The following is a 23,203-nucleotide window of genomic DNA, read 5'->3' as shown; positions in this document are numbered from 1 at the left end:
GTGCCGGTTTCGGCCTGTTTAAGGGCAAAGGCTATCTGTTCTTCGGTATAACGGGTCTTTTTCATGGTTGATATGCCTCTCAGTGAGATGAAAGAAAGACCGGATACTTCAGTTTAGACTGGCACTGTTTTCAGGGAGGAGATCAGAGATCAAAACACCGTACCTACAAGTAGGATTATAGTTTAGCCTGAACCAACATGATTTTTATGAAAAGTCAGGTTGTAGAGGCGGTCAAAGATGGTGTTCCAGAAACGACCGAAGATGGAGCATCTGTATGCTGGCACTATATCGTGAATACCATGCTGCTGTTCTTAAACTGTTCGCCAGAAAGGTAGGGGCTGGGCAATATCGTTCTCGCCCTACAACAGGTTGACGTCTACGATGTTTGAAACGGCTTTTGGAAACCTCGGCAGACCACCAGAGCTGATGTTCAGCATTGATCAGGGTATGCCAATACACAAGTAGGCAGTTTCGTCAGTTGCTATGGTGTTACCGAATAAAACAGAGTATTACCCGACGCAGAAACTGGTGGGATAGTCCGATAGAGCGTTTCTTCAGAAACCTGAAAAATGAATGGATACGTGAGCTTCTTTGAAAAATGCTCAACACAGCCAAGCAGAAGTCAATTTCTCAGTTTATGGCCAAGACTCCCCCTGCTGGCAAGAAGTACCTATCAAACGTACAATCAAAACCCTAAAATAGCCCTTTTCGAAAAAGAATTGTTTTTAACAGGACTCATAGTGAATAAACAGCAACTTGCGGCAAAAATCTGGGAATCTGCCAACCAGATGCGTTCTAAAATTGAAGCCAACGAATACAAAGATTACATACTCGGCTTTATCTTCTACAAGTACCTCAGCGACCAACTGGTGCAGTTTGTCACCAAACAGGGTATGACCTCCAAAGACATCAAAGCCCTCAATGAAGAAGACGCCGACACCGTTAAATACGTGCAAGACAACTTGGGCTACTTTATTGCCTACAACAATCTGTTTTCTACATGGATTGATCCAACATCCGAATTTGATGAATCTAACGTGCGTGATGCGCTCTCAGCCTTTAGCCGTTTGATTTCGCCGACTTACAAAAAACTGTTTGAAGGCATTTTTACCACCTTAGAAACAGGGTTAAGCAAACTGGGTGAAAGTGCTGGCAAACGCACCAAAGCCATCAGCGACTTACTGCACCTAATCAAAAGCATCCCTATGAATGGTAATCAAGGGTATGACGTTCTGGGCTACATTTACGAATACCTGCTTGAAAAATTTGCTGCCAATGCGGGTAAAAAAGCCGGTGAGTTTTACACGCCTCATGAAGTCTCGGTACTGATGTCGAACATCATCGCCCACGAGTTAAAACACAAAGATACCATCAAAATTTACGACCCTACCTCCGGCTCTGGTTCGTTGCTGATCAATATCGGTGAGGCGTTCGAGAAATACGCTAAAAACAAAGACAGCATCACCTATTACGCGCAAGAGTTAAAAGCCAATACCTACAACCTCACCCGTATGAACCTCATCATGCGCGGCATCAAAGCCAGCAACATTAAAACCCGTAATGGCGACACCCTGGAAGAAGATTGGCCGTATTTTGATGACAGCGATCCCCTGGGTTCATATTACGCCTTACATGTCGATGCCGTGGTGTCCAACCCGCCTTACTCACAAAGCTGGGACCCCAGCTTTAAAGACAGCGATCCTCGCTATTCACGTTTTGGCTTAGCCCCTAAAACCAAAGCCGATTTTGCTTTTTTACTGCACGACCTCTACCACATAAAGCCGGATGGCATTATGGCCATTGTTCTGCCCCATGGTGTCCTGTTCCGTGGCGGTGAAGAAGGTCAAATTCGCAAGCAACTCATTGAGCAGAATCACATTGATACTGTTATCGGTTTACCGGCCAATATCTTTTTTGGCACCGGCATTCCCACGGTGATTTTAGTACTCAAACAAAAACGCCAAAACACCGATGTATTGGTGGTCGATGCCTCCAAACACTTTATGAAAGAAGGCAAAAACAACAAACTACAAGCCAGTGACATCAAGCGCATTACTGATGCAGTGATTAACCGAGAAAGTATCGACAACTTCTCGCAACGGGTGTGTAAACAAACCCTGGTCGACAACGGCTACAACCTCAATATACCGCGCTATGTGGATTCCTCTGCAGCGGCACAAAGCTGGGATTTACACGCCACCATGCTCGGCGGCATCCCCAATAGCGAAATTGCTGAGCTACACAATTTTTGGCAAGCTTTCCCGCAATTGCACGGTACTCTGTTTACGCCAAAATCTGCCGCTTACAGTCAGCTGGCCATTGCCAAACAAGACGTCAACACCAGCATTAGTGGGCTCCCGCAAGTGTTAGCGTTTATCAGCGCCTACAACCAAGCCTTTAATGGCTTTGATGACTACCTGAACACCCAGTTAATACAAAACTGGCACAGCGTAAAACGCAATCAACAAGAGGCGATATTAAGCACCGAGCTATTTACTCGCTTAGCCCCTATTGCCTTAATCGACAAATACCAAGCCTATCAATTTCTGAACAACCAATGGCAAATCACCAGCGCCGATTTAGAAATGATGCAAACCGAAGGCTTTGCCGCCACCAAACAAGTTGACCCTAACATAGTCATTAAGAAGAAAGACGGCAAAGACACTGAAGTACAAGACGGTTGGAAAGGCCACATACTGCCCTTTGATTTAGTGCAACAAACTTACCTAAGTAATGAATTACAAGCCCTGGCCGCTCAAGAAACCCGGCTGGCAGAAATCGCCAGCCTGCTGGAAGAAATTTTAGAATCCCTAACCGAAGAAGAAAAAGAACAAGATACGGTCAAAGAAAGCCAAGACGGTTTTACCAATGCCGAAGTCGGTAAGGCAGCCAAAGTCTTCTTGAAAGAGCAAAAAGATGCCAAAACTAAATTTGCCGAAGACAGCTATGAAGCCAAAATTATTCGCGCGAACAAATTAATCGATGAAGAAAAAGCCCTGAAAAAAACGGTCAAAGATGCCGCCACTGCCCTGCACTTAAAAACCAAAACGACCATTGAAGCCTTAACCGATGAGCAAGTGAACAACCTACTGCATCTTAAATGGATTGCGCCATTAAGTGCGGAGCTGGCCGCGATGCCAAACACCGTGATTAGCCAACTTACCAGCCAAGTGCAAGCCCTGGCCGATAAATACGCCGTCACTTACTCGCAAGTGGCGAATGAGATAAAAACCACCGAGCAAGAACTGGCGCAGATGATGAGCGAGCTAACAGGTAATGAGTTTGATATGCAGGGCTTGGCAGAGCTCACCAAATTATTGAAGGGTGAATAAGATGGGTATGGATAACAAGGTGCCAGAAATTCGGTTTAAGGGGTTTAGTGGGGAGTGGGATAAGGAAATACTAGGTAAATTGGTTAAGCTAGAAAATGGTTTCGCTTTTCAAAGTAAATACTTTAAGAACAAGCCAACTGAAGTCATAGTTCTTACACCTGGAAGCGTAAATATTGGCGGCGGATTTCAAGCTGGCAAAGGGCAATACTACGATGAAAAACAGGAAGTGTCGTCTAAGTATGTATTTAAGCCTGGTGAAATGTTCATAACCATGACGGATTTGACCCCAACTGCCCAAGCTTTGGGTTTTCCGGCAATAATTCCAAAAGATGAAAACACATACCTTCACAATCAGCGGCTCGGCAAGTTAGTTGGATTCAACGGTGATTTAGCTTTTTTGTATAACCTATTGTGCACTACGACAAAACAAAAAGAAGTTGTGTCAACCTCTTCGGGTACTACAGTGAAACACACTTCACCCGACAAGTTTTTGAATCGCATTTGTTTATTCCCCAAGAAGGAAGAACAAACCGCCATCGGCAACTACTTCCAAAAGCTCAATAGCCTAGTCAACCAACACCAGCAAAAGCATGACAAACTCAGCAACATTAAAAAATCCATGCTGGAAAAGATGTTCCCCAAACAAGGCGAAACCATCCCAGAAATCCGCTTTACAGGGTTTAGTGGGGAGTGGGAAGAGAAAGGGCTAGGTACTGATGTCGCTGACATTATAGGGGGCGGTACACCAAGCACGTCAATTTCTGAATTTTGGGACGGCGATATTGATTGGTATTCACCTACTGAAATTGGAGGCAATGTGTATGCTGAAGGTAGTCAGAAAAGAATTACAGCTTTAGGTCTGAAGAGTTCTTCTGCAAAGATACTTCCCGCAGGTAATACGGTTCTTTTTACTAGTAGAGCAGGCATAGGTGATATGGCAATTCTTGCTAAACCTGGAGCCACTAATCAAGGTTTTCAATCATTTATTGTTAAGGAAGGGTTTTCACCCTATTTCGTCTATTCAGCTGGCAAACAAATCAAAGAGTTTGCACTTAAACATGCATCAGGCTCCACTTTTTTAGAAATTTCAGGTAAGCAACTTGGTCGCATGAAAATTCTTATGCCTAGCTTAGAGGAACAAACTGCCATCGGTAACTATTTCCAAAAGCTAGATAGCCTAATCAACAAACACCAACAACAGATCATCAAACTCAATAACATCAAGCAGGCTTACTTGAGCAAAATGTTTGTTTAGCGGGGGTAGCAAAAATCATGACCACCTTTACAACCGAAGCGCAATTTGAGCAGGCCTTTATTGAGGTACTTACCCACAAGGGCTGGGAAACAGAGATACTCAAAAACAAAACCGAAGCCGATTTACTGCAAAACTGGGCAAACATTTTGTTTGAAAACAATCGCCAGCGGGATCGCTTAAACGATGTTCCGCTTACTGCGAATGAAATGCAGCAAATTATTGAGCAAATCAAAGAATTGAAAACCCCGCTCAAGCTAAACGGTTTAATTAACGGCAAAACCGTGGCTATTAAGCGCGATAATCCAGCCGACATCTTGCATATGGGCAAAGAAGTCAGCTTAAAAATATACGACCGCCAGGAAATCGCCGCCGGCCAAAGCCGTTACCAAATAGTGCAGCAGCCTAAATTTGAACGCGGTAGCCCCTTGCGTAACGACCGACGCGGTGATGTGCTACTACTGATTAACGGTATGCCGGTGATCCATGTAGAGCTAAAGCGCAGCGGCATTCCGGTTAGCCAGGCAGTAAACCAAATTGAAAAGTACAGCAAAGAGGGTGTATTTAGCGGCCTGTTTTCGCTTATCCAGGTGTTTGTGGCCATGGAGCCCAACGAGGCCAAATACTTTGCTAACCCCGGGCTAGATGGCAAATTTAACCCTGACTATCAATTTAACTGGGCCGATTTTAATAACGAACCCATGAACCACTGGAAAGACATCGCCTCTACCTTGCTTTCCATCCCTATGGCGCACCAGTTGATTGGCTTTTATACCGTCGCCGACGATACCGACGGCGTGCTTAAGGTAATGCGCAGTTATCAGTATTACGCCGCCAATGCGATATCTGACAAAGTGGCCAAAACCAACTGGCAGCAACTGGGTAGCGCGGCCAATAATCCCGATCGCCTTGGGGGTTATGTCTGGCATACCACGGGTTCAGGTAAAACCATGACCAGCTTTAAATCGGCGCAGTTGATTGCACAATCCAAAGATGCCGATAAAGTGATTTTTTTAATGGACAGGATTGAGCTGGGCACGCAGTCTCTCGCGGAATACCGCAATTTTGCTGGCGATGGCGAAGACGTACAAGCCACAGAAAATACCCATGTACTCATTACGAAATTAAAAAGCACCGCCCCCGCCGATACCTTAATTGTTAGCTCTATTCAAAAGATGAGTAATATTTTTGAAGCGGTAGACGATGAAGGCACGGCCACAAACTCTGCGGATATAGAAAAAATTCGCGCTAAGCGTTTGGTATTTATTGTCGATGAAGCGCACCGCTCTACTTTTGGCGATATGCTGATTATTATTAAACATACCTTTCCACGCGCCTTATTTTTTGGCTTTACCGGTACACCGATTCAAGAAGAAAACGAAAAAAACGGCAATACCACCAGTACCGTATTTGGCAACGAACTACACCGCTATAGCATTGCCGATGGTATACGCGATGGCAACGTTTTGGGCTTTGATCCTTACAAAGTGCCCACCTTTAGAGACAGTGACCTAAGACAAGCGGTCGCGTTAGAGCAAGCCAAGGCTGGGTCGGTTGCTGATGCGATGGCGGATCCAGCCAAAAAGAAAAAGTTTAATCACTTTATAAAAGATGTACCTATGGCTGGCTACAAAGATGCAACAGGCAAATACCATAAAGGCATTGAAGACTATGTACCTAAAAGCCAATATTTAACCGTTACCCACCAGGAAAAAGTCGTCAGTGACATCATAGATAAATGGGATGTGCTCAGCCAAGGCAATAAATTTCACGCCATTTTAGCCACGAATAGCATCGCTGAAGCCATTGACTATTACCGCCGCTTAAAAGCTGCTAAACCTGAGCTAAAAATCTCAGCCTTATTTGACCCGAATATTGATAACGACGGCAGTGGCGACCGTGGCCCCACCTTTAAAGGTGATGGTCTGGACGAGATTATGGACGACTACAATAAGCGTTACGGTCAGGATTTTGATTTTGCCCGCCATGCGGCCTTTAAAAAAGATTTAGCCAAGCGGCTTGCCCATAAAAAGCCTTACGAGCGCATTCATACCGAGCCTTCAAAGCAATTAGATTTACTGATTGTGGTGGATCAAATGCTTACTGGCTTTGACTCTAAATGGCTTAATACCTTGTATTTAGACAAGGTGATTAGATACCAAAACATTATTCAAGCGTTCTCACGTACCAATCGCTTGTTTGGTCCCGACAAACCCCACGGCATCATCCGTTATTACCGCTATCCCCACACCATGGAGCAGCACATTAACGCTGCGGTAAAACTCTATTCCGGCGACAAGCCTATCGGCCTCTTCGTAGATAAGTTAGAAAGCAATATTAAAGCCATGAATGAATTAGTGGCTGAAATTACCGAGCTGTTTGTCAGCGCAGGTGTTGAGAATTTCGAAAAGTTGCCGGACGAGATAGAAGTCTGTGCCCAATTCGCCAAATTATTTAACACCTTTAGCAAGCACCTGGAAGCGGCTAAAGTACAAGGTTTGCATTGGGAACCGTCGCTCTATTCCTCTACAGAAAATAATGTTGAACATGAGGTTACGCTGACCATAGACGAACAAACATACCTTAGTCTGGTCCTGCGTTACAAAGAGTTGGTAGGCAAAGGTGATCACGACGGTGCAGGTGGCGGCGATGTGCCTTTTGATATCAGTGGCTATTTAACTGAAATAGATACCGGCAAAATCGATGCTGACTATATGAACAACCGCTTTGATAAATTTTTAAAAGAGCTGAACCAACACCAAGACTCTGCGAGCATTGAAACCACATTAAATGAGCTGCATAAGTCGTTTGCATCACTCACCCAAATCGAGCAAAAGTACGCCAAGCTATTCTTGCACGACTTGCAGCGCGGCGATGCGCAGTTACATGAAGGCTATACTTTCAGAGACTACATCAACACCTATAAAGATAACGCTGAAAATGCACAATTAAACGCAGTTGTTAATGCTCTTGGTTTAGATAAAGGACTGCTCATAGCATTAATGGCTGATAGTGTTAATGATAAGAACCTCAACGACTTTGGTCGCTTCGACGCATTAAAAGAAACGGTAGATAAAGCAAAAGCCAAAGCCTATTTTGAAAAAAAAGATGGTATAACCATACCTCTATTTAAACTGAATATTCGCATTGATCAGTTTTTAAAACAGTTTATTTATATCCAAACGGATGATTTCTTAAGTGATAGCGATGCCGTTGATGTAGTCATGTGATGAATAGCCTCACTCAGCATAAGTTTGCCACACTGATGCTGAGTGTTGTTTTTTCAGAGGTATTGCACCATGAACTCGATAAAAGTCATTGGCATCGACCTGGCTAAATCTGTCTTTAAGATCTGCGTCTATCGGACAACAAATGTTACTTTCCATCATGATTTCCTTTTAGTTTAATTAAAACGTAAAAAAGCCCTTTTCTTTTGATAGAGGCTTTCAATGATATAAAAATCATTGAAAGGGATGTATCACGATAAAAGACGGGTGATGGTTATTTGAATGAATTATTTACTTTTGCATAATCAAAAGGTGAGATAGCTTGCTGCCTGTTTGCAGCCCACCACCTGCAGCATCAGCCTACGCTCATCAAGATGTTCCGCTTTATGAAAGTAAGACGCACGCACCGAGTTTCGTTCCTGATGGCTCATCTGCCGCTCTACCGCATCCTTAGACCACTTTGAGTCGTTGGTGTGAACCAGAAGATGCATGCCATTGGCATCGGTCAGTTTATATTGCTTCTCTGTGGGCTTGGAAGTTCTGGCCTTAATATCTGTCAACGCCATACTTATCCCTTCCCTGTTGGTAGAGGCATTATCAAACCGGTGATGCCATCATTGGTACCAACATCTGTTGGTAGATGTGCATTAATGTCGGTTGAGCTTGAGAGAATTAATATCGCGGGAATGATAGGTAAATACTGAATTTTAGGCATAAAAAAAGACACCTCAGCGGGTGTCTTAATTTCCATACATTACTAATGGTGCCGAAGGCCGGAATCGAACCGGCACGCCTTGCGGCGGTTGATTTTGAGTCAACTGCGTCTACCGATTTCGCCACTTCGGCACAGCAAGTAGTATGCGGAAAACGTGGGCATTATACCCAGCACAGCGAGTCACGCAATAGTTATCCCTGCATAGCGCGTTCAAGTGCCGAAAAAAACGGCATCCTGCTGCAAATTCGACAGTTTTCCTCACACATTTTTCTGTGTAAAGACACTTTTTCCCATACGGTTTCGCAAAGCAGGCATTAGTATACAGGCTACAAAAACTCTTTTGCTTTGTTGATGGATACCGGTTTGTTGAAAAAAATCCCCCTTTCGCTCCTGGCGATGGCTTTTGCCAGCGCGCCAATGTTGAGCCACGCGCAGAATACGCGTCTTGCCTCGCAAGTCGTTGATGATTACGCCGAGCACATTTTCTATGGCAGTGGTGCTATGGGTATGGCGCTGGTCGTTGTCGATAATCAACAACAGGTGTTTCGCAGCTTTGGCGAAACCCGGCCCGGTTCAGATATCCGTCCGCGTGAAGACTCGGTGATCCGCATCGCCTCGCTGACTAAGCTCATGACCAGCGAAGTACTCGTCAAGCTGTCGCAACAGGGCACGGTGCACATTAACGATCCGCTGCGCAAATATTCCGGCGGAAACTCGGTGCCCTTATACAGCGGCACCACGCCAATTACCCTGTTGAATCTGGCGACCCACACCAGCGGCCTGCCGCGCGAACAACCGGGCGGCGCACCTCATCGCCCGGTGTTTACCTGGCCGACCAAAAGCGACCGCTGGACCTGGCTACGGTTGGCGAAGCTGACCACGCCACCGGGTGCCAAAGCTGCCTATTCGAATCTGGCATTTGATCTGTTGTCAGATGCCCTTTCCAACGCTGCACGCAAGCCTTACACCCAGTTGCTGAGTGAGCAGATAACCCAGCCGCTCGGCATGGTTGATACCACGCTGACACCCAGTGCCAGCCAGTGTGCTCGGCTAATGAGCGGGTTGCGGCCAAGCCCTTGCCTTAACACCACGGCAGCAGCGGGCAGCGGCGGGCTTTACTCAACGCCGGCTGACATGGGCCGCTGGATGCGTCAGTTCCTGCCTTCGGCGCTCGGTAAGCGCAGTGCTACCGCAGAGTTGGCGCAAAAGATGTATTACAAGCGCACGGATCTGGTGTCGCTGAAAGGGATGGACGTGCCAGGTGTGGCAGATTCACTGGGAATGGGCTGGGTAACCATGGCACCAACGCCGCTGTTGCCACGCATTATTCAGAAAACCGGCGGCGGCGGCGGGTTTATTACCTACGTGGCGATGGTTCCACAGCGCGGTATTGGCGTGTTCATCGTGGTGACCCGCAGCGAACTGAGTAAGTTCAAAAATATGAGTGATGGCGTGAATAAACTGGTGGCAGAACTGGTTCGCAATAACGAGATTTAATGTCACAAAAAATGGTAATAAAAAAGGGCGCTCATCTCGGCGCCCTTTTTTGTAGCTATCTGTCTTGTCAGCGTTTTCTCAGCAGCAGGAAGATACTGATCACCAGGAACAACATGCTCGGTAACAGCGCGCCGAGAACAGGCGGAATGCTGTACACCAGGCTGAGTGGGCCGAAAATCTGGTCCATGACGTAGAACAAGAAACCAAAGCAGATCCCCGTCACTACGCGCACGCCCATTGGCACACTGCGCAAAGGCCCGAAGATGAACGACAGCGCCATCAGCATCATTACCGCTACCGACAATGGCGAGAAGATTTTGCTCCACATGTTCAGCTGGTACCGTTTAGATTCCTGCCCACTCTGTTTGAGGTATTTCACGTAACTGCGCAGGCCGCTTATTGACAGCGCGTCTGGATCTAGCGCCACCACCCCCAGCTTGTCCGGCGTCAGGTTGGTTTTCCATTCGCCCGTCAACGTCTGTGAGCCGGTAATTTGCTTCGCATCGGTCAAAATAGATTCATCAACCTGCGACAGCTTCCACACGCCATTTTCGAAAGCTGCCGACGAAGCATAACGTACGGATTGCAGTTTATTAGCATCGTCGAAGTGGTAAATGTTGACACCGGTGATCTCGTTATCACCCGCCACACGCTCGATATAGATAAAGTCTTTGCCATCTTTGGCCCACAGGCCACTCTGCGTGGAAAGCAGTGAACCGCCATACATCTGCTGCGCGCGGTAGTTACGAGCCATCTGTTCGCCCTGCGGCGCAACCCATTCGCCAATTGCCATGGTCAGAAATACCAGCGGGATCGCGGTCTTCATGACGGCGGAGGCGATCTGCATACGGGTAAAGCCAGAGGCCTGCATCACCACCAGCTCACTGCGCGTAGCCAGAGTACCAAGGCCAAGTAACGCACCCAGCAAGGCCGCCATCGGGAAGAAAATCTCGATGTCTTTCGGCATACTGAGCAGGGTATAAATCCCTGCACCCGACGCGGAATAAGCACCCTGCCCGACTTTGCGCAACTGGTCGACAAACTTGATGATGCCGGACAGCGATACCAGCATGAACAAGGTCATCATAATGGTGTTGAAAATAGTGCGGCCAATATATCGGTCTAATACTCCAAACATCAGGCAGTTCCTCTCAAACGCGCCCGGATTTTACGTACCGGCAGCGTGTCCCACATGTTAAGCACCATCGCCAACGCGAAGTAGGCCAGGTTAGTGAGCCACATCCAGACTAACGGGTCGAGCTTACCTTTTGCACCATTAGACCGAAGCGAACTTTGCAGCAGGAAGAAGATTAGGTAGAGCAATATGGCGGGCAGCATGCTGAGAACGCGACCCTGACGCGGGTTAACCACGCTGAGCGGCACCACCAGCAACGCCATAATAAAGACCGATACGACTAAGGTCAGGCGCCAGTGGAACTCAGAACGGGCATCCGGTTCATTAGATTTCCACAGCTGGCGCATTGACATCTGGTCAGAATCGCTTTCATCCACGGCAACCGTCTGATGGCCAACGATTGCCAGATAGTTAGTGAAATCGGTAATACGGAAGTCACGAAGCAGCGCGGTGCCTTCGTAGCGGGTGCCCTGATCGAGTGTGACCATCTGGGCTCCATCTGGGCGCTGCTCCATATGGCCTTTATCTGCTATGACCACAGAAGGACGTTGATTGCCATTGGGCCGTAGCTGCGCCAGGAAGACGTTGTGGAATTCTTGACCTTTCACGCTGCCAACAAACAGCACTGCGTTACCGTTCTGCGCCTGCTGGAATTGGCCTTCGACCATGGCTGCCATACTCGGATTGGCTTTGGCTTCCGCCAGGACTTCATCCTGATGTTTTGAAGACCAGGGGCTGACCCAGAATGCATTGATACCCGCAAAAATAGCGGTGATCACCGCCAGACTGAGGGCAGCAAGGATTAGTGAACGTTTACCGAGTCCGCAGGCATGCATGACAGTAATTTCACTGTCAGTATAAAGCTTGCCCAGCGTCATCAGTAAGCCAAGGAATAAGCTTAACGGCAGGATGAGCTGCGCCATTTCCGGCACACCTAAGCCCAGCAGAGAAAGGACTAAATTTGTTGGGATATCGCCATCAACCGCCGCGCCCAGAACCCTGACTAACTTCTGACAAAAGAAGATTAACAGCAGGATAAAGAGAATTGCGATTTGGCTCTTGAAGGTTTCCCTAACCAGATATCTAATGATGATCACGCTTAATACGCCTGTGAAAACTTGTCTTTTTGCAGGAAAATCGATAGTTTCATCGCTAATCCGTCATTTATTCTCATCATATGGCAACCTTCACAGCTAAAATAGTATTACAACACCGAGAAATGGGGTGTCCTATAGGAACATGCTTATAGCCGCCAAAATAAAAACTAACGCCGTTAAGGTTAACACAGGTCGTTAACACAGTGGCGGGAGATATCTCCGGCGATTCATTCTAGCCGCAGCCCCCGTCGTTGTCTTTAAGATTCAGGAGAGTGCATGGAGTTCAGTGTAAAAAGCGGTAGCCCGGAAAAACAGCGCAGTGCCTGTATTGTAGTCGGCGTTTTTGAACCTCGCCGCCTGTCACCTATTGCCGAACAACTCGACAAAATCAGTGACGGTTACATCAGCGCTCTGCTCCGCCGCGGCGAACTTGAAGGCAAAGTGGGCCAGACCCTGTTGCTGCATCATGTTCCGAATATTCTTTCCGAACGTATCCTTCTTATCGGATGCGGGAAAGAGCGTGAACTCGATGAGCGCCAGTACAAACAAGTGATTCAGAAAACGATCAATACCCTGAACGACACCGGCTCTATGGAAGCAGTTTGCTTCCTGACCGAACTGCACGTTAAAGGGCGTAACAATTACTGGAAAGTGCGCCAGGCGGTCGAAACCTCCAAAGAATCGCTCTACACGTTCGATCAGCTCAAAAGCAACAAAGTCGAACCACGCCGTCCGCTGCGTAAAATGGTTTTCAATGTGCCAACGCGACGCGAACTGACCAGCGGCGAACGCGCGATTCAGCATGGCTTGGCGGTTTCTGCCGGTATCAAAGCGGCGAAAGACCTCAGTAATATGCCGCCAAACATCTGTAACGCGGCCTATCTGGCTTCTCAGGCTCGCCAACTGGCCGATGCATTCAGCACCAACATCACCACCCGCGTCATCGGCGAACAGCAGATGAAAGAGCTGGGCATGAATGCCTATCTGGCCGTGGGTCAGGGTTCGAAGAACGAATCGTTGATGTCAGTGATGGAATATAAGGGCAATCCTAATCCGAACGCTAAGCCTATCGTGCTGGTCGGCAAAGGTCTGACCTTCGATTCCGGCGGTATTTCCATTAAACCTGCGGGTGATATGGATGAAATGAAGTACGACATGTGCGGCGCGGCGGCGGTGTACGGTGCGATGCGCGTCGTCGCAGAGCTCAATTTGCCGCTGAACGTTATCGGCGTGCTGGCGGGCTGTGAAAATATGCCAGGCGGTCAGGCGTTCCGTCCGGGTGATATTTTGACCACCATGTCCGGGCAGACCGTTGAAGTGCTCAATACCGATGCCGAAGGGCGTCTGGTGCTGTGCGATGCGCTGACCTACGTCGAACGTTTCGATCCTGAGCTGGTGATTGACGTCGCCACGCTGACCGGCGCCTGTGTGATTGCCCTCGGCCATCACATCACCGGTTTGCTGTCGAACCATAATCCGCTGGCCCACGAACTGATCGGCGCGTCCGAGCAGTCCGGAGACCGCGCATGGCGTCTGCCGCTGGCTGATGAGTATCAAGAGCAGCTGGATTCAAACTTTGCAGACATGGCAAACATCGGTGGCCGTCCGGGTGGTGCTATCACCGCCGGTTGCTTCCTGTCGCGCTTCACCCGCAAATACAGCTGGGCACATCTGGACATCGCCGGTACGGCATGGCGTTCAGGTAAAAACAAAGGCGCAACGGGCCGTCCTGTCGCCCTGTTGTCGCAGTTCCTGCTAAACCGTGCAGGCCTCGACGGCGACGATTAATCATTCTGCCCATACCTCTACATAATACCCAAAATCATTCGAGCGGCATCAAGGCGGCAACTGAATGAATCCCCGGGAGCTTACTCAAGTAAGTGACCGGGGTGAGTGAAGGCAGCCAACACAGAGACAGCTTGAAGGATGAAGGGGATTCAGGATAACTGATGAAACAAGCCACCTTTTTCCTTATCGATGCACCCGACGCGGACGGGAGCCTCGCTTCGCACGAAGCGCTGGCCTGTCAGATTGCGGCCGAACGCTGTCGTGCAGGAAAACGCGTGTTGCTGGCCTGTGAAGATCAGCAACAGGCAGAACGTCTGGACGAAGCCCTTTGGCAACGCGATCCCAGCCAGTTCGTCCCGCATAATCTGGCGGGTGAAGGCCCAAAGTTCGGCGCGCCGGTTGAGCTGTGCTGGCCGGGCAAACGGGGCAATGCGCCGCGTGATTTACTGATAAGTCTGCTGCCTCAGTTTGCAGATTTTGCTACTGCTTTCCATGAAGTGGTAGACTTCGTCCCTTACGAAGATTCCCTTAAACAACTGGCGCGCGATCGCTATAAAGCCTATCGCAGCGTCGGTTTTACGTTGACCACGGCCACGCCGCCGTCTGTCACTACATCGACCGACTAAAAAACGAAAGCGAAATGGATAAGACATATAACCCGCAAGACATCGAGCAGCCGCTTTACGAGCACTGGGAAGAGCAGGGCTACTTCAAGCCACATGGTGATACCAGTAAAGAAAGCTTTGCCATCATGATCCCGCCGCCGAACGTCACCGGTAGCTTGCACATGGGTCACGCTTTCCAGCAAACCATCATGGATGCCATGATCCGCTATCAGCGCATGCAGGGTAAAAATACTCTGTGGCAAGCGGGAACCGACCACGCGGGTATCGCTACACAGATGGTTGTTGAGCGCAAAATTGCCGCCGAAGAAGGCAAAACCCGTCAAGACTACGGCCGTGAAGCATTCATCAACAAAATTTGGGACTGGAAAGCCGAATCCGGCGGCACCATCACCCGCCAGATGCGCCGTTTGGGCGACTCCGTGGACTGGGAGCGTGAGCGCTTCACCATGGATGAAGGCCTGTCCGACGCCGTGCGCGAAGTGTTTGTCCGCCTGTACAAAGAAAATCTGATTTACCGTGGCAAACGCCTGGTGAACTGGGACCCGAAACTGCGTACCGCGATTTCTGACCTTGAAGTGGAAAACCGCGAATCCAAAGGTTCCATGTGGTACCTGCGCTATCCGCTGGCTGACGGCGCAAAAACCGCTGAAGGCAAAGATTATCTGGTGGTTGCCACCACCCGGCCGGAAACCTTGATCGGTGATACCGGCGTAGCGGTTAATCCGGAAGATCCGCGTTACAAAGATTTGATCGGCAAAGAGATCATTCTGCCCTTGGTTGGCCGTCGCATTCCGATTCTTGGCGACGAACACGCCGACATGGAAAAAGGCACCGGCTGCGTGAAGATCACCCCGGCGCACGACTTTAACGACTATGAAGTCGGTAAACGTCACGGCCTGCCGATGATCAACATCCTGACCTTTGATGGCGATATCCGTCATACCGCCGAAATCTTCGACACTAACGGCGAAGAGAGCGACGCATGTAGCAACCATATCCCTGAGCAATTCCGCGGCCTTGAGCGCTTTGCCGCGCGTAAGGCTATGGTGGCCGCCATCGAAGAAATGGGCCTGCTGGAAGAGATCAAACCTCACGATCTGACCGTTCCTTACGGCGACCGTGGCGGCGTGGTTATCGAACCGATGCTGACCGACCAGTGGTACGTGCGCACTGCCCCACTGGCAAAAGTGGCGGTGGAAGCGGTTGAGCAAGGCGATATCCAGTTCGTTCCTAAGCAGTACGAAAATATGTACTTCAGCTGGATGCGTGACATTCAGGACTGGTGTATTTCCCGTCAGCTATGGTGGGGACATCGCATTCCAGCCTGGTACGACGCCGAAGGCAACGTGTTCGTTGGCCGCGACGAAGCGGAAGTGCGCAGCGAAAACAATCTGGGCGCGGACGTGGTTCTGACTCAGGACGAAGACGTGCTCGATACCTGGTTCTCTTCCGGCCTGTGGACGTTCTCCACCCTCGGCTGGCCTGAGCAGACGCCAGATCTCAAAGCCTTCCACCCTTCAAGCGTGGTAGTGAGCGGCTTCGACATCATCTTCTTCTGGATCGCGCGCATGATCATGATGACCATGCACTTCGTGAAAGACGAAAACGGCAAACCCCAGGTTCCGTTCAACACCGTCTACATGACCGGTCTGATCCGCGACGACGAAGGGCAGAAAATGTCCAAGTCGAAAGGTAACGTGATCGATCCGCTGGATATGATCGACGGTATCTCGCTGGAAGATTTGCTGGAAAAACGTACCGGCAACATGATGCAGCCTCAGTTGGCGGAAAAAATCCGCAAACGCACCGAGAAGCAATTCCCGAACGGCATCGAACCGCACGGCACCGATGCACTGCGTTTCACGCTGGCAGCACTGGCTTCAACCGGTCGCGACATCAACTGGGACATGAAGCGCCTTGAGGGTTACCGCAACTTCTGTAACAAACTGTGGAACGCCAGCCGCTTTGTGCTGATGAACACGGAAGATCAGGATTGCGGCCTGAACGGCGGTGAACTCGAGCTGTCACTGGCTGACCGCTGGATCCTCGCCGAATACAACCGCACGGTGAAAGCTTACCGTGATGCGATGGACACCTACCGCTTCGATCTGGCTGCCAGCATTCTGTATGAATTCACCTGGAACCAGTTCTGCGACTGGTATCTGGAGCTGGCCAAACCGGTCATGACCGGCGGCAGCGAAGCACAGCTACGCGGTACACGTCATACGTTAGTGGACGTGCTGGAAGGTCTTTTGCGTCTTGCACACCCGATCATCCCGTTCATCACAGAGACCATCTGGCAGCGCGTTAAAACGCTGAAAGGCATTACCGCAGACACAATTATGCTGCAACCTTTCCCGGAATTTGACGTCGAGAAAGTGGACGAACTGGCGCTGGCCGATCTGGAGTGGATCAAGCAGGCGATCATCGCTATTCGTAACGTGCGTGCCGAGATGAACCTGTCTCCGGCCAAGCCGCTGGAACTGCTGCTGCGCGGTGCAAGTGCTGATGCACAGCGCCGTGTAGAACAGAACCTGAACTTCATCTCGTCTCTGGCGCGTCTGGAATCCATCACTATTCTGGCTGCTGGCGACAAAGGCCCGGTTTCTGTCACCAAACTGGTGGAAGGCGCTGAGTTGCTGATCCCAATGGCAGGGCTTATCGATAAAGATGTTGAGCTGGCTCGTCTGGATAAAGAGATAGCGAAGCTGGACGGCGAGATCGCATCTATTGAAGGCAAGCTGTCTAACGAAGGTTTTGTGGCCCGTGCGCCTGAAGCAGTTGTTGCGAAAGAGCGCGACCGTCTGGTGGCCTGCGGTGAAGCTAAAATCAAGATTGCAGAACAGAAAGCGACAATTGCTGCCCTGTAATGTTGATAAGCACATAAAATGACGAAGGCCGCGCAAGCGGCCTTTTTTATTGCGCCGCCGCCTCAATATGTGCGATGCGCGACTGCATGGCCGGGTGCGTACTTAACCAGTCTGGCAATCCGCTGGCCTGTTCATCTTTAGACTCTGCCACTAACAGGCGGAACATGTCTGCCATCTGCTGCAGTGAACGTCCCTGACGTTTCATTTCCACTATCGCCCAGTCATCTGCATCGCGTTCCATACTGCGCGAAAATTGCAGTTCGTTAGCCAGCGACGCCGCCTGAAGCAACGTATCACCCACGCTGCTGATATCGCCGGTCATCCACAATATCGTGAGCGACACCAGCGAAGACCGTACCAGCATCCGCATGGGATGACGATAAGCATGATGCGCCATTTCATGCAGCATCACCGCCGCCAGTGCATCATCTCCTGGGCTGAGTGCGACCAGCTTATCGCTAAGGATCAGCGTGCCGTCCGCCAGCATAAACGCATTAGTGACATCAGGAATATTCATCAACTTCAGACTGACTGGCGTCCGGTCAGCACGTATAGACGGCGGAGTGACTTGCCGGAACAGCGTCTGAAGCGCTTTCTGTTTTTCTGCCGGTAACGTCGAATCCTGGAAATCGCTGGCTTTCAGAAGCGTCATGGTATGACGTCCGAGGTTTTGCTCTATAGTCGTTGGAATTTGCAGTGCAATCGTATTGCTGGCCCACGGCAATAAACCGTAGACGTAGAAGACAATCAGCAGACAGGTTGCCAGCAGCGTCAGCACAACGCCGCGTTTATGACTTTCCATGCGATACACCCAACCCGGTTTGCGATGTTGCAGCAACCAGCGGCGAAATAAGGCGTCATCGGCAGGGACAAAGCGGCTGCCGTCGGGGAACGTCAGGAATAACGGAATGGAGCCCAGCGCATCAGAAACGCTGGTTTCTTTCAGGGTAAATGTTTGCGTACTTTCATGTGTTGAAAGCGTCAGCTGTGGTTCGGCGCTGAGTTGTACGTCGCTTAATAAGAGGCGGGCAGCCTCACGTGCTGCCCGTCCCGGAGGCTGATAAAAGCCTTCAATCATCATGCATTACATACCGACGTCGAGATTAAATGCCTGCGTGACTTCTTCTGCTACTGCCGTATTGGCGGTGTCGCCATGCGTTTTGACATTCAACAGAGACATATCGCCCTCGACTGCCGTGCAGTTGGCAATGTAACGCGCATAACGCACATGCGCCACCGGCGTCGCCAGACCCAGCGAGAAGATAACAATCAGCGAGTTGGTGAACAGCAGACCAAGATACGACAAGGTTTTCATCGATGAATGCAGTTGGACGTGGCCGTCAATTTTGGTCTGATTAAAGACATAATTACGGATCGCCACCACCTGATAGCTGGCAACCACCAGCGCACCAACAAACAAAATCACCATCGATATAAAGAATTTAAAGAAATAACTCATGATGATGGCATTCGTAGTATCAGCGGAGATATCGCCCAACAGGGCTATCTGATAAAGGGTCGCAATGAATGAGCCCATCAGCCAGAAAGCCACAATCAGGAAAGGCACAAACAGCAGCAGACCGAACAGACTGTATTTAATAAAGGTTTTTTTCTTTAATGCAGCCTGAAAAGGTGCATTGCCGAAGAACATATTATTCACGTACAGGTCATGTTGCATGGCGCTGATAATCCCCTGCACCGCTGCAACACCGGGGACTAAGGCGATAACCACTAACACGGCGCTGATGAATATCGCAGTAAGGCTGGCGGTTTGAATGGCGATCAATACAATGGCAACGATAGGAATATACAGCGCCAGCATCAGCAGGATCGGGCACAGGAACATCGTCCAGTAAGCGCGACCCACTTTGCAGTGATAGTTAAAACGCACACCGCGGAAGCTGGTCATGATAGCGTTGTAGCGCCAACTGCGGATAATCACCCACGGCAACAATGCCAAAAATGCCAGAGCAATCACAACAGCAAGACTCGGCATCAATGTAGAAAGAATGAAAAACACGATGATTCCTGCGACTACCAGCAGACGTCCTTTCAATATCTGTATCGGCTTTGCATGGTAATCGAAACGATCTCCATTAATTTCAGTATTGCCCAGGAAATAACGACGACGTCTGACCGTCGCCCATGCGGAGTAAATTCCTAAGGTAATAATAGTCAGCAAGGCATTGACTAACCAAATCGCGAAATACTCTCCGCCCTTGCCATGAAAACGAACCGGATGGTATGAGTCGTCAATTTTTTTATTATCAGACATTTTTATCTTTCGTCCTGAAACAAATAAGAAGTCATCCCTCTTCAAAAAAAGAGAGAGGATAAGAACCCAGTGGAACGCTGAAGATTTAATCATGCACGCATACATTCAGGCAATGTATTATTAACATTTCAGATGAAAAAAATTCTCATTACGCGCCTAAAAATGCCCGAAGTACGCGCAGCGTTGCATCCGCGCACCTTTAAATGGTATTAAGTCGGAATGATGTGCACAACGCCAAAAAAAATCGAGTGAGCAATATGTCTACCGCAACGCCCTTGAGCCTGTTGGTACGCCCTATCCGACCTGAAGATAATGCCGCCATCGCCAACGTCATCCGCCACGTGTCGGCCGAGTTCGGCCTGACTGCCGATAAAGGCTATACCGTGGCTGACCCGAATCTCGATCATTTATACGAGACGTACAGCCAGCCCCGCTGCGCCTATTGGGTGGTGGAACTCGACGGCCAGCTCGCGGGCGGCGGCGGCGTTGCACCTTTAAGCGGCGCGGAGGCTGACTTGTGTGAATTGCAGAAAATGTATTTCCTACCTTCTCTTCGCGGACAAGGTTTAGCCAAAAAACTGGCGTTGCAAGCCATGGAATTTGCGGGTACTCAGGCTTTCACACGCTGCTATTTAGAAACCACCGCCAGCCTGACGCAGGCCATTGCTCTGTATGAACGTCTGGGGTTTGAGCATATTGATGGCGCACTCGGCAACACGGGGCATACTGACTGCGAAGTCACGATGCTGAAATACCTATAATTATCGAGTCGTTTAATCGAAGGTGCAGAAATCAGAATGTTCAGTTATAAAGAAATTTCCACCCTGAACGAATTGGAATTAATGGTCTACAACACCATTATCCAGAATACGGGCAAGGTGATGTATATGACCATTCGTGAACTCGCTGATGTCGCCGGTGTTTCTACCACCACGGTTTTACGTTTCTGCAAAAAAATGCATTGCGAGGGTTATTCTGAATTCCGCATTCGCCTTAAGTTATATCTTGAGCAGGATGAAAAACCGCCCGTCTCTTTTGGCATCAGTGAAATCATCAGTTACTTCAAAAGCATTAATAACAGCGAATTTGATGAATTATTAGATCTTGCCACTTTACAAATAGCCAATGCGCAAAGAATAATATTTGTTGGCATAGGAACATCAGGGGCATTAGGAAAATACAGTGCGAGATTCCTCTCCAATATCGGAAAGTTCAGCACTTATATTGATGACCCTTACTATCCGATTAACAGCGACATGTATCAGGATGCTCTTGCGATTATTTTATCTGTTTCCGGTGAAACAGAAGAGATCATCCGTATTGCCAGCCAGTTCCGCTTGCAGAATTGTAAGATCATCAGCCTGACTAACAGTGAGAACTCAACCCTGGCACGTATGGCGGACCTGAACATATCCTACCACATGCCGCCTATCCTGCTGGAAGGCCAATATAATATTACGACACAGATCCCCGTCTTGTACATTATCGAAACTATTTGTAAAAAATTGCCGACGTTAATAACCTCAAAAGCCATTTCCCGCCCGAAATAAAACAGGGCGTTTTATCAATGTGACATCTACCCAATAATGTATTTTGTTATATCGTGACTTCACACCTCCTTTTGTTACACTTCCTCCTGAAAGTATAAAAATAAAAACCTTCCCTATACAGATTGCATTTATCCTCAAAGTAATTGGAGCTATAGCAAGGCAGCAAGCCGAATGAATCACGATACGTTGACTCAAGTAAGTCATTCGTTTGAATAAGTGCAGCTAATATTGCTACCGCATCAATTACCAAGAGGATAAGGAGAATAATAATGGCGATTGATTACGCTCAGACTGCTCAGGATATTGTAAAATATATCGGTAGCAATAATAATGTGATTAGCGTCACACATTGCGCGACCCGTTTACGTTTTATTTTAAAAGATAACAGTGCCGTCGAAAAAGAAGAGTTAAAGCGCGTCAAAGGTGTGATCACTGTTATTGAAGCCGGTGGCCAGATGCAGGTAGTGATCGGCAATCACGTCAGCGACGCCTATAAGCAGGTGCTAAAAATCATCACCGTTGATGAAAATGCGCTGATCGATGCGCCGAAAGTCGGCATTGTCAGCCGTTTAATGGACATTATCTCCAGCATCTTCGCCCCTTTTCTATACCCGCTGGCCGCCTGCGGAATTTTGCAAGGCATCATCTCTTTTCTGGCAGCTATTGGCTGGATGGATGCCGCCAGCGGCACTTACCGCATTCTTAACTTCGTTTCATGGACCGGCTTCACCTTCCTGCCTGTGCTGGTAGCCTTCACCGCAGCGAAAAAATTCAACGTTAATCCGTTTACCGCAGTGATCAGTGCCTGTGCTCTGATAAGCCCCGACTATATGAATATGCTGACGGCCAACAGAATTACCACCGTCAACTCAGCTGACCCCACTATCCAGCAATTGATGCAAGAAGCCCTGAGTAACCCGCAGGTCGCTCATATTCTTAATAACATTGCCGGTATCCCACTCTCGTCACCGACACTGGATTTCTTCGGCATTCCAGTCCAATACCTGAGCTATACCGCGTCGGTTATTCCTATCATTCTAATGGTCTGGGCGATGTCCTACATCGAACGTTTCTTCGAACGCATTTTGCCAGGCGTGGTGCGTAATCTTTTCACCCCCATGTTTTGTATAGCAATTATGGTGCCGTTAACGCTGTTGGTGTTCGGCCCGGTCGGTAACTTGATTGGTGGTGCTATCGGCGGTGTTTATAACACATTGTATAATCTCAGCCCGGCGGTCGCAGGCTTCGTTGTTGGTGCTTTCTGGCAGCCACTGGTCACCCTTGGAGTGCATTGGGGCATTACGCCGGTCACCGTTGGAAATTACGCAACGCTGGGTTATGACACCTTTACCGGCCTCCAGGCGTCAGCCGTTTTTGCCATGACCGGCAGCATGTTTGGGGTCTACCTGAAAACGCGTAACCGCGAGATGAAAGGTATTTCTTTATCAGCAGGGATCACCGGCCTGTTTGGTATCACAGAACCCGCTATTTATGGCGTGGCATTGCGTCTGAAAAAACCGTTCTTATGCAGCTGCGCGGCAGGCGGTATTGGCGGTGCCATCGCCGGTTCATTCAATGCGGTGTCGTGGAGTTACTGCCTGCCGGGCATTGCCGTACTGCCGGTGTTCTTCAGGGAAGGGCACATGCCACAGTTTCTCGGCTTCCTGTTATCAATATCCGTGGCCTTTGTGCTCGGTGCGCTGTTTACCTGGCTGGTAGGCTTCAATGATGAGCCTGAGGTCGTTACCACCAAAAAAATGCAGGCAGAAGCTCCACGGGCAACACAAACACAAATGAATTAAGTCTGAAATAATATTTATAGCGCGGAATTTTTTGTCC

14 protein-coding genes, 1 tRNA gene and 2 pseudogenes are annotated in these 23,203 nt (G+C 49.0%); 11 read left to right on the top strand and 6 right to left on the bottom strand.

What is annotated here, in order from left to right; translation table 11 throughout:
- Positions 1-232 precede the first annotated feature (232 nt).
- The 4 genes and pseudogenes from ACMV8I_RS13385 to ACMV8I_RS13370 form a co-directional block, all read left to right on the top strand.
- A pseudogene (locus ACMV8I_RS13385) lies at positions 233-580 on the top strand (DDE-type integrase/transposase/recombinase); the annotation flags it as partial.
- 160 nt (positions 581-740) lie between these two features.
- Positions 741-3,332 (top strand): type I restriction-modification system subunit M, encoded by a 2,592-nt coding sequence (locus ACMV8I_RS13380; protein ID WP_498865699.1) that lies wholly within the window; start codon positions 741-743, stop codon positions 3,330-3,332.
- A gap of 1 nt (position 3,333) precedes the next feature.
- Positions 3,334-4,587, top strand: a complete 1,254-nt coding sequence (locus tag ACMV8I_RS13375; RefSeq protein ID WP_498865698.1) for a restriction endonuclease subunit S — start codon at positions 3,334-3,336, stop codon at positions 4,585-4,587.
- 17 nt (positions 4,588-4,604) lie between these two features.
- Positions 4,605-7,814: a type I restriction endonuclease subunit R, EcoR124 family gene (locus ACMV8I_RS13370; protein ID WP_498865697.1), complete on the top strand. Its 3,210-nt coding sequence runs from the start codon at positions 4,605-4,607 to the stop codon at positions 7,812-7,814.
- Positions 7,815-8,085: 271 nt separating this feature from the next.
- On the opposite strand, the pseudogene ACMV8I_RS13365 reads toward ACMV8I_RS13370, so the two are convergent.
- Both ACMV8I_RS13365 and ACMV8I_RS13360 read right to left on the bottom strand, forming a co-directional pair.
- Positions 8,086-8,269 (bottom strand): annotated as a pseudogene (locus ACMV8I_RS13365) (integrase); the annotation flags it as partial.
- A 303-nt stretch (positions 8,270-8,572) separates the two neighbouring features.
- Positions 8,573-8,657, bottom strand: a tRNA-Leu gene (locus ACMV8I_RS13360).
- Positions 8,658-8,877: 220 nt separating this feature from the next.
- Here ACMV8I_RS13360 and ampH point away from each other — a divergent pair.
- A complete protein-coding gene (ampH, locus tag ACMV8I_RS13355; RefSeq protein ID WP_498865708.1) occupies positions 8,878-10,023 on the top strand; it encodes a D-alanyl-D-alanine-carboxypeptidase/endopeptidase AmpH in 1,146 nt (381 codons plus the stop codon).
- A gap of 67 nt (positions 10,024-10,090) precedes the next feature.
- Here ampH and lptG read toward each other — a convergent pair whose 3' ends face one another.
- Together lptG and lptF are read right to left on the bottom strand one after the other, a co-directional pair.
- The gene (gene lptG, locus ACMV8I_RS13350) at positions 10,091-11,161 is read right to left on the bottom strand and encodes an LPS export ABC transporter permease LptG (protein WP_498865696.1); all 1,071 of its coding nucleotides are present in this window, start codon (positions 11,159-11,161) and stop codon (positions 10,091-10,093) included.
- Positions 11,161-12,255: an LPS export ABC transporter permease LptF gene (gene lptF, locus ACMV8I_RS13345; RefSeq protein WP_498865695.1), complete on the bottom strand. Its 1,095-nt coding sequence runs from the start codon at positions 12,253-12,255 to the stop codon at positions 11,161-11,163. The genes lptG and lptF overlap by 1 nt, the downstream gene beginning before the upstream one ends.
- A gap of 276 nt (positions 12,256-12,531) precedes the next feature.
- Between lptF and pepA the strand changes: the two genes are divergently transcribed.
- The 3 genes from pepA to ACMV8I_RS13330 all read left to right on the top strand — a co-directional run bounded on the left by pepA (position 12,532) and on the right by ACMV8I_RS13330 (position 17,539).
- Positions 12,532-14,043 (top strand): leucyl aminopeptidase, encoded by a 1,512-nt coding sequence (gene pepA / locus ACMV8I_RS13340; protein WP_498865694.1) that lies wholly within the window; start codon positions 12,532-12,534, stop codon positions 14,041-14,043.
- 161 nt (positions 14,044-14,204) lie between these two features.
- Entirely contained in the window at positions 14,205-14,669 is a 465-nt protein-coding gene (locus ACMV8I_RS13335) for a DNA polymerase III subunit chi (protein ID WP_498865693.1), read from the top strand.
- Positions 14,670-14,683: 14 nt separating this feature from the next.
- Entirely contained in the window at positions 14,684-17,539 is a 2,856-nt protein-coding gene (locus ACMV8I_RS13330) for a valine--tRNA ligase (RefSeq protein ID WP_498865692.1), read from the top strand.
- A gap of 46 nt (positions 17,540-17,585) precedes the next feature.
- Here the strand turns inward: ACMV8I_RS13330 and ACMV8I_RS13325 are convergent, their stop codons facing one another.
- Both ACMV8I_RS13325 and ACMV8I_RS13320 read right to left on the bottom strand, forming a co-directional pair.
- Entirely contained in the window at positions 17,586-18,620 is a 1,035-nt protein-coding gene (locus ACMV8I_RS13325; protein WP_498865691.1) for a M48 family metallopeptidase, read from the bottom strand.
- Between the two features lie 3 nt (positions 18,621-18,623).
- Positions 18,624-19,814: a YjgN family protein gene (locus ACMV8I_RS13320; protein WP_498865690.1), complete on the bottom strand. Its 1,191-nt coding sequence runs from the start codon at positions 19,812-19,814 to the stop codon at positions 18,624-18,626.
- Positions 19,815-20,071: 257 nt separating this feature from the next.
- Here ACMV8I_RS13320 and ACMV8I_RS13315 point away from each other — a divergent pair, with 257 nt between their 5' ends.
- From ACMV8I_RS13315 to ACMV8I_RS13305, 3 genes are all read left to right on the top strand, one after another.
- The gene (locus tag ACMV8I_RS13315; RefSeq protein WP_498865689.1) at positions 20,072-20,575 is read left to right on the top strand and encodes a GNAT family N-acetyltransferase; all 504 of its coding nucleotides are present in this window, start codon (positions 20,072-20,074) and stop codon (positions 20,573-20,575) included.
- Between the two features lie 36 nt (positions 20,576-20,611).
- Positions 20,612-21,364, top strand: coding sequence for a MurR/RpiR family transcriptional regulator (locus ACMV8I_RS13310; protein ID WP_498865688.1), 753 nt, complete (start codon positions 20,612-20,614; stop codon positions 21,362-21,364).
- 269 nt (positions 21,365-21,633) lie between these two features.
- Positions 21,634-23,166 carry a PTS transporter subunit EIIC gene (locus ACMV8I_RS13305; protein WP_498865687.1) on the top strand — a complete coding sequence of 511 codons (1,533 nt, stop codon included), beginning with the start codon at positions 21,634-21,636 and terminating at the stop codon, positions 23,164-23,166.
- Positions 23,167-23,203: the final 37 nt, after the last annotated feature.

Origin of the sequence: Ewingella sp. S1.OA.A_B6 (assembly GCF_049889095.1) — a bacterium.
Taxonomy (GTDB): domain Bacteria; phylum Pseudomonadota; class Gammaproteobacteria; order Enterobacterales; family Enterobacteriaceae; genus Ewingella.
The sequence above is the reverse complement of the archived record's forward strand: the minus strand, read 5'-3'. Positions and strand labels throughout refer to the sequence as shown.

What these genes read in the sequence shown, in the direction of transcription:
- ACMV8I_RS13375 (WP_498865698.1), top strand. Translation starts at nt 3,334, where the DNA reads ATGGGTATGGATAACAAGGTGCCAGAAATTCGGTTTAAGGGGTTTAGT.
- ACMV8I_RS13370 (WP_498865697.1), top strand. Translation starts at nt 4,605, where the DNA reads ATGACCACCTTTACAACCGAAGCGCAATTTGAGCAGGCCTTTATTGAG.
- ampH (WP_498865708.1), top strand. Translation starts at nt 8,878, where the DNA reads ATGGATACCGGTTTGTTGAAAAAAATCCCCCTTTCGCTCCTGGCGATG.
- lptG (WP_498865696.1), bottom strand. Translation starts at nt 11,161, where the DNA reads ATGTTTGGAGTATTAGACCGATATATTGGCCGCACTATTTTCAACACC.
- pepA (WP_498865694.1), top strand. Translation starts at nt 12,532, where the DNA reads ATGGAGTTCAGTGTAAAAAGCGGTAGCCCGGAAAAACAGCGCAGTGCC.
- ACMV8I_RS13335 (WP_498865693.1), top strand. Translation starts at nt 14,205, where the DNA reads ATGAAACAAGCCACCTTTTTCCTTATCGATGCACCCGACGCGGACGGG.
- ACMV8I_RS13330 (WP_498865692.1), top strand. Translation starts at nt 14,684, where the DNA reads ATGGATAAGACATATAACCCGCAAGACATCGAGCAGCCGCTTTACGAG.
- ACMV8I_RS13325 (WP_498865691.1), bottom strand. Translation starts at nt 18,620, where the DNA reads ATGATGATTGAAGGCTTTTATCAGCCTCCGGGACGGGCAGCACGTGAG.
- ACMV8I_RS13320 (WP_498865690.1), bottom strand. Translation starts at nt 19,814, where the DNA reads ATGTCTGATAATAAAAAAATTGACGACTCATACCATCCGGTTCGTTTT.
- ACMV8I_RS13315 (WP_498865689.1), top strand. Translation starts at nt 20,072, where the DNA reads ATGTCTACCGCAACGCCCTTGAGCCTGTTGGTACGCCCTATCCGACCT.
- ACMV8I_RS13310 (WP_498865688.1), top strand. Translation starts at nt 20,612, where the DNA reads ATGTTCAGTTATAAAGAAATTTCCACCCTGAACGAATTGGAATTAATG.
- ACMV8I_RS13305 (WP_498865687.1), top strand. Translation starts at nt 21,634, where the DNA reads ATGGCGATTGATTACGCTCAGACTGCTCAGGATATTGTAAAATATATC.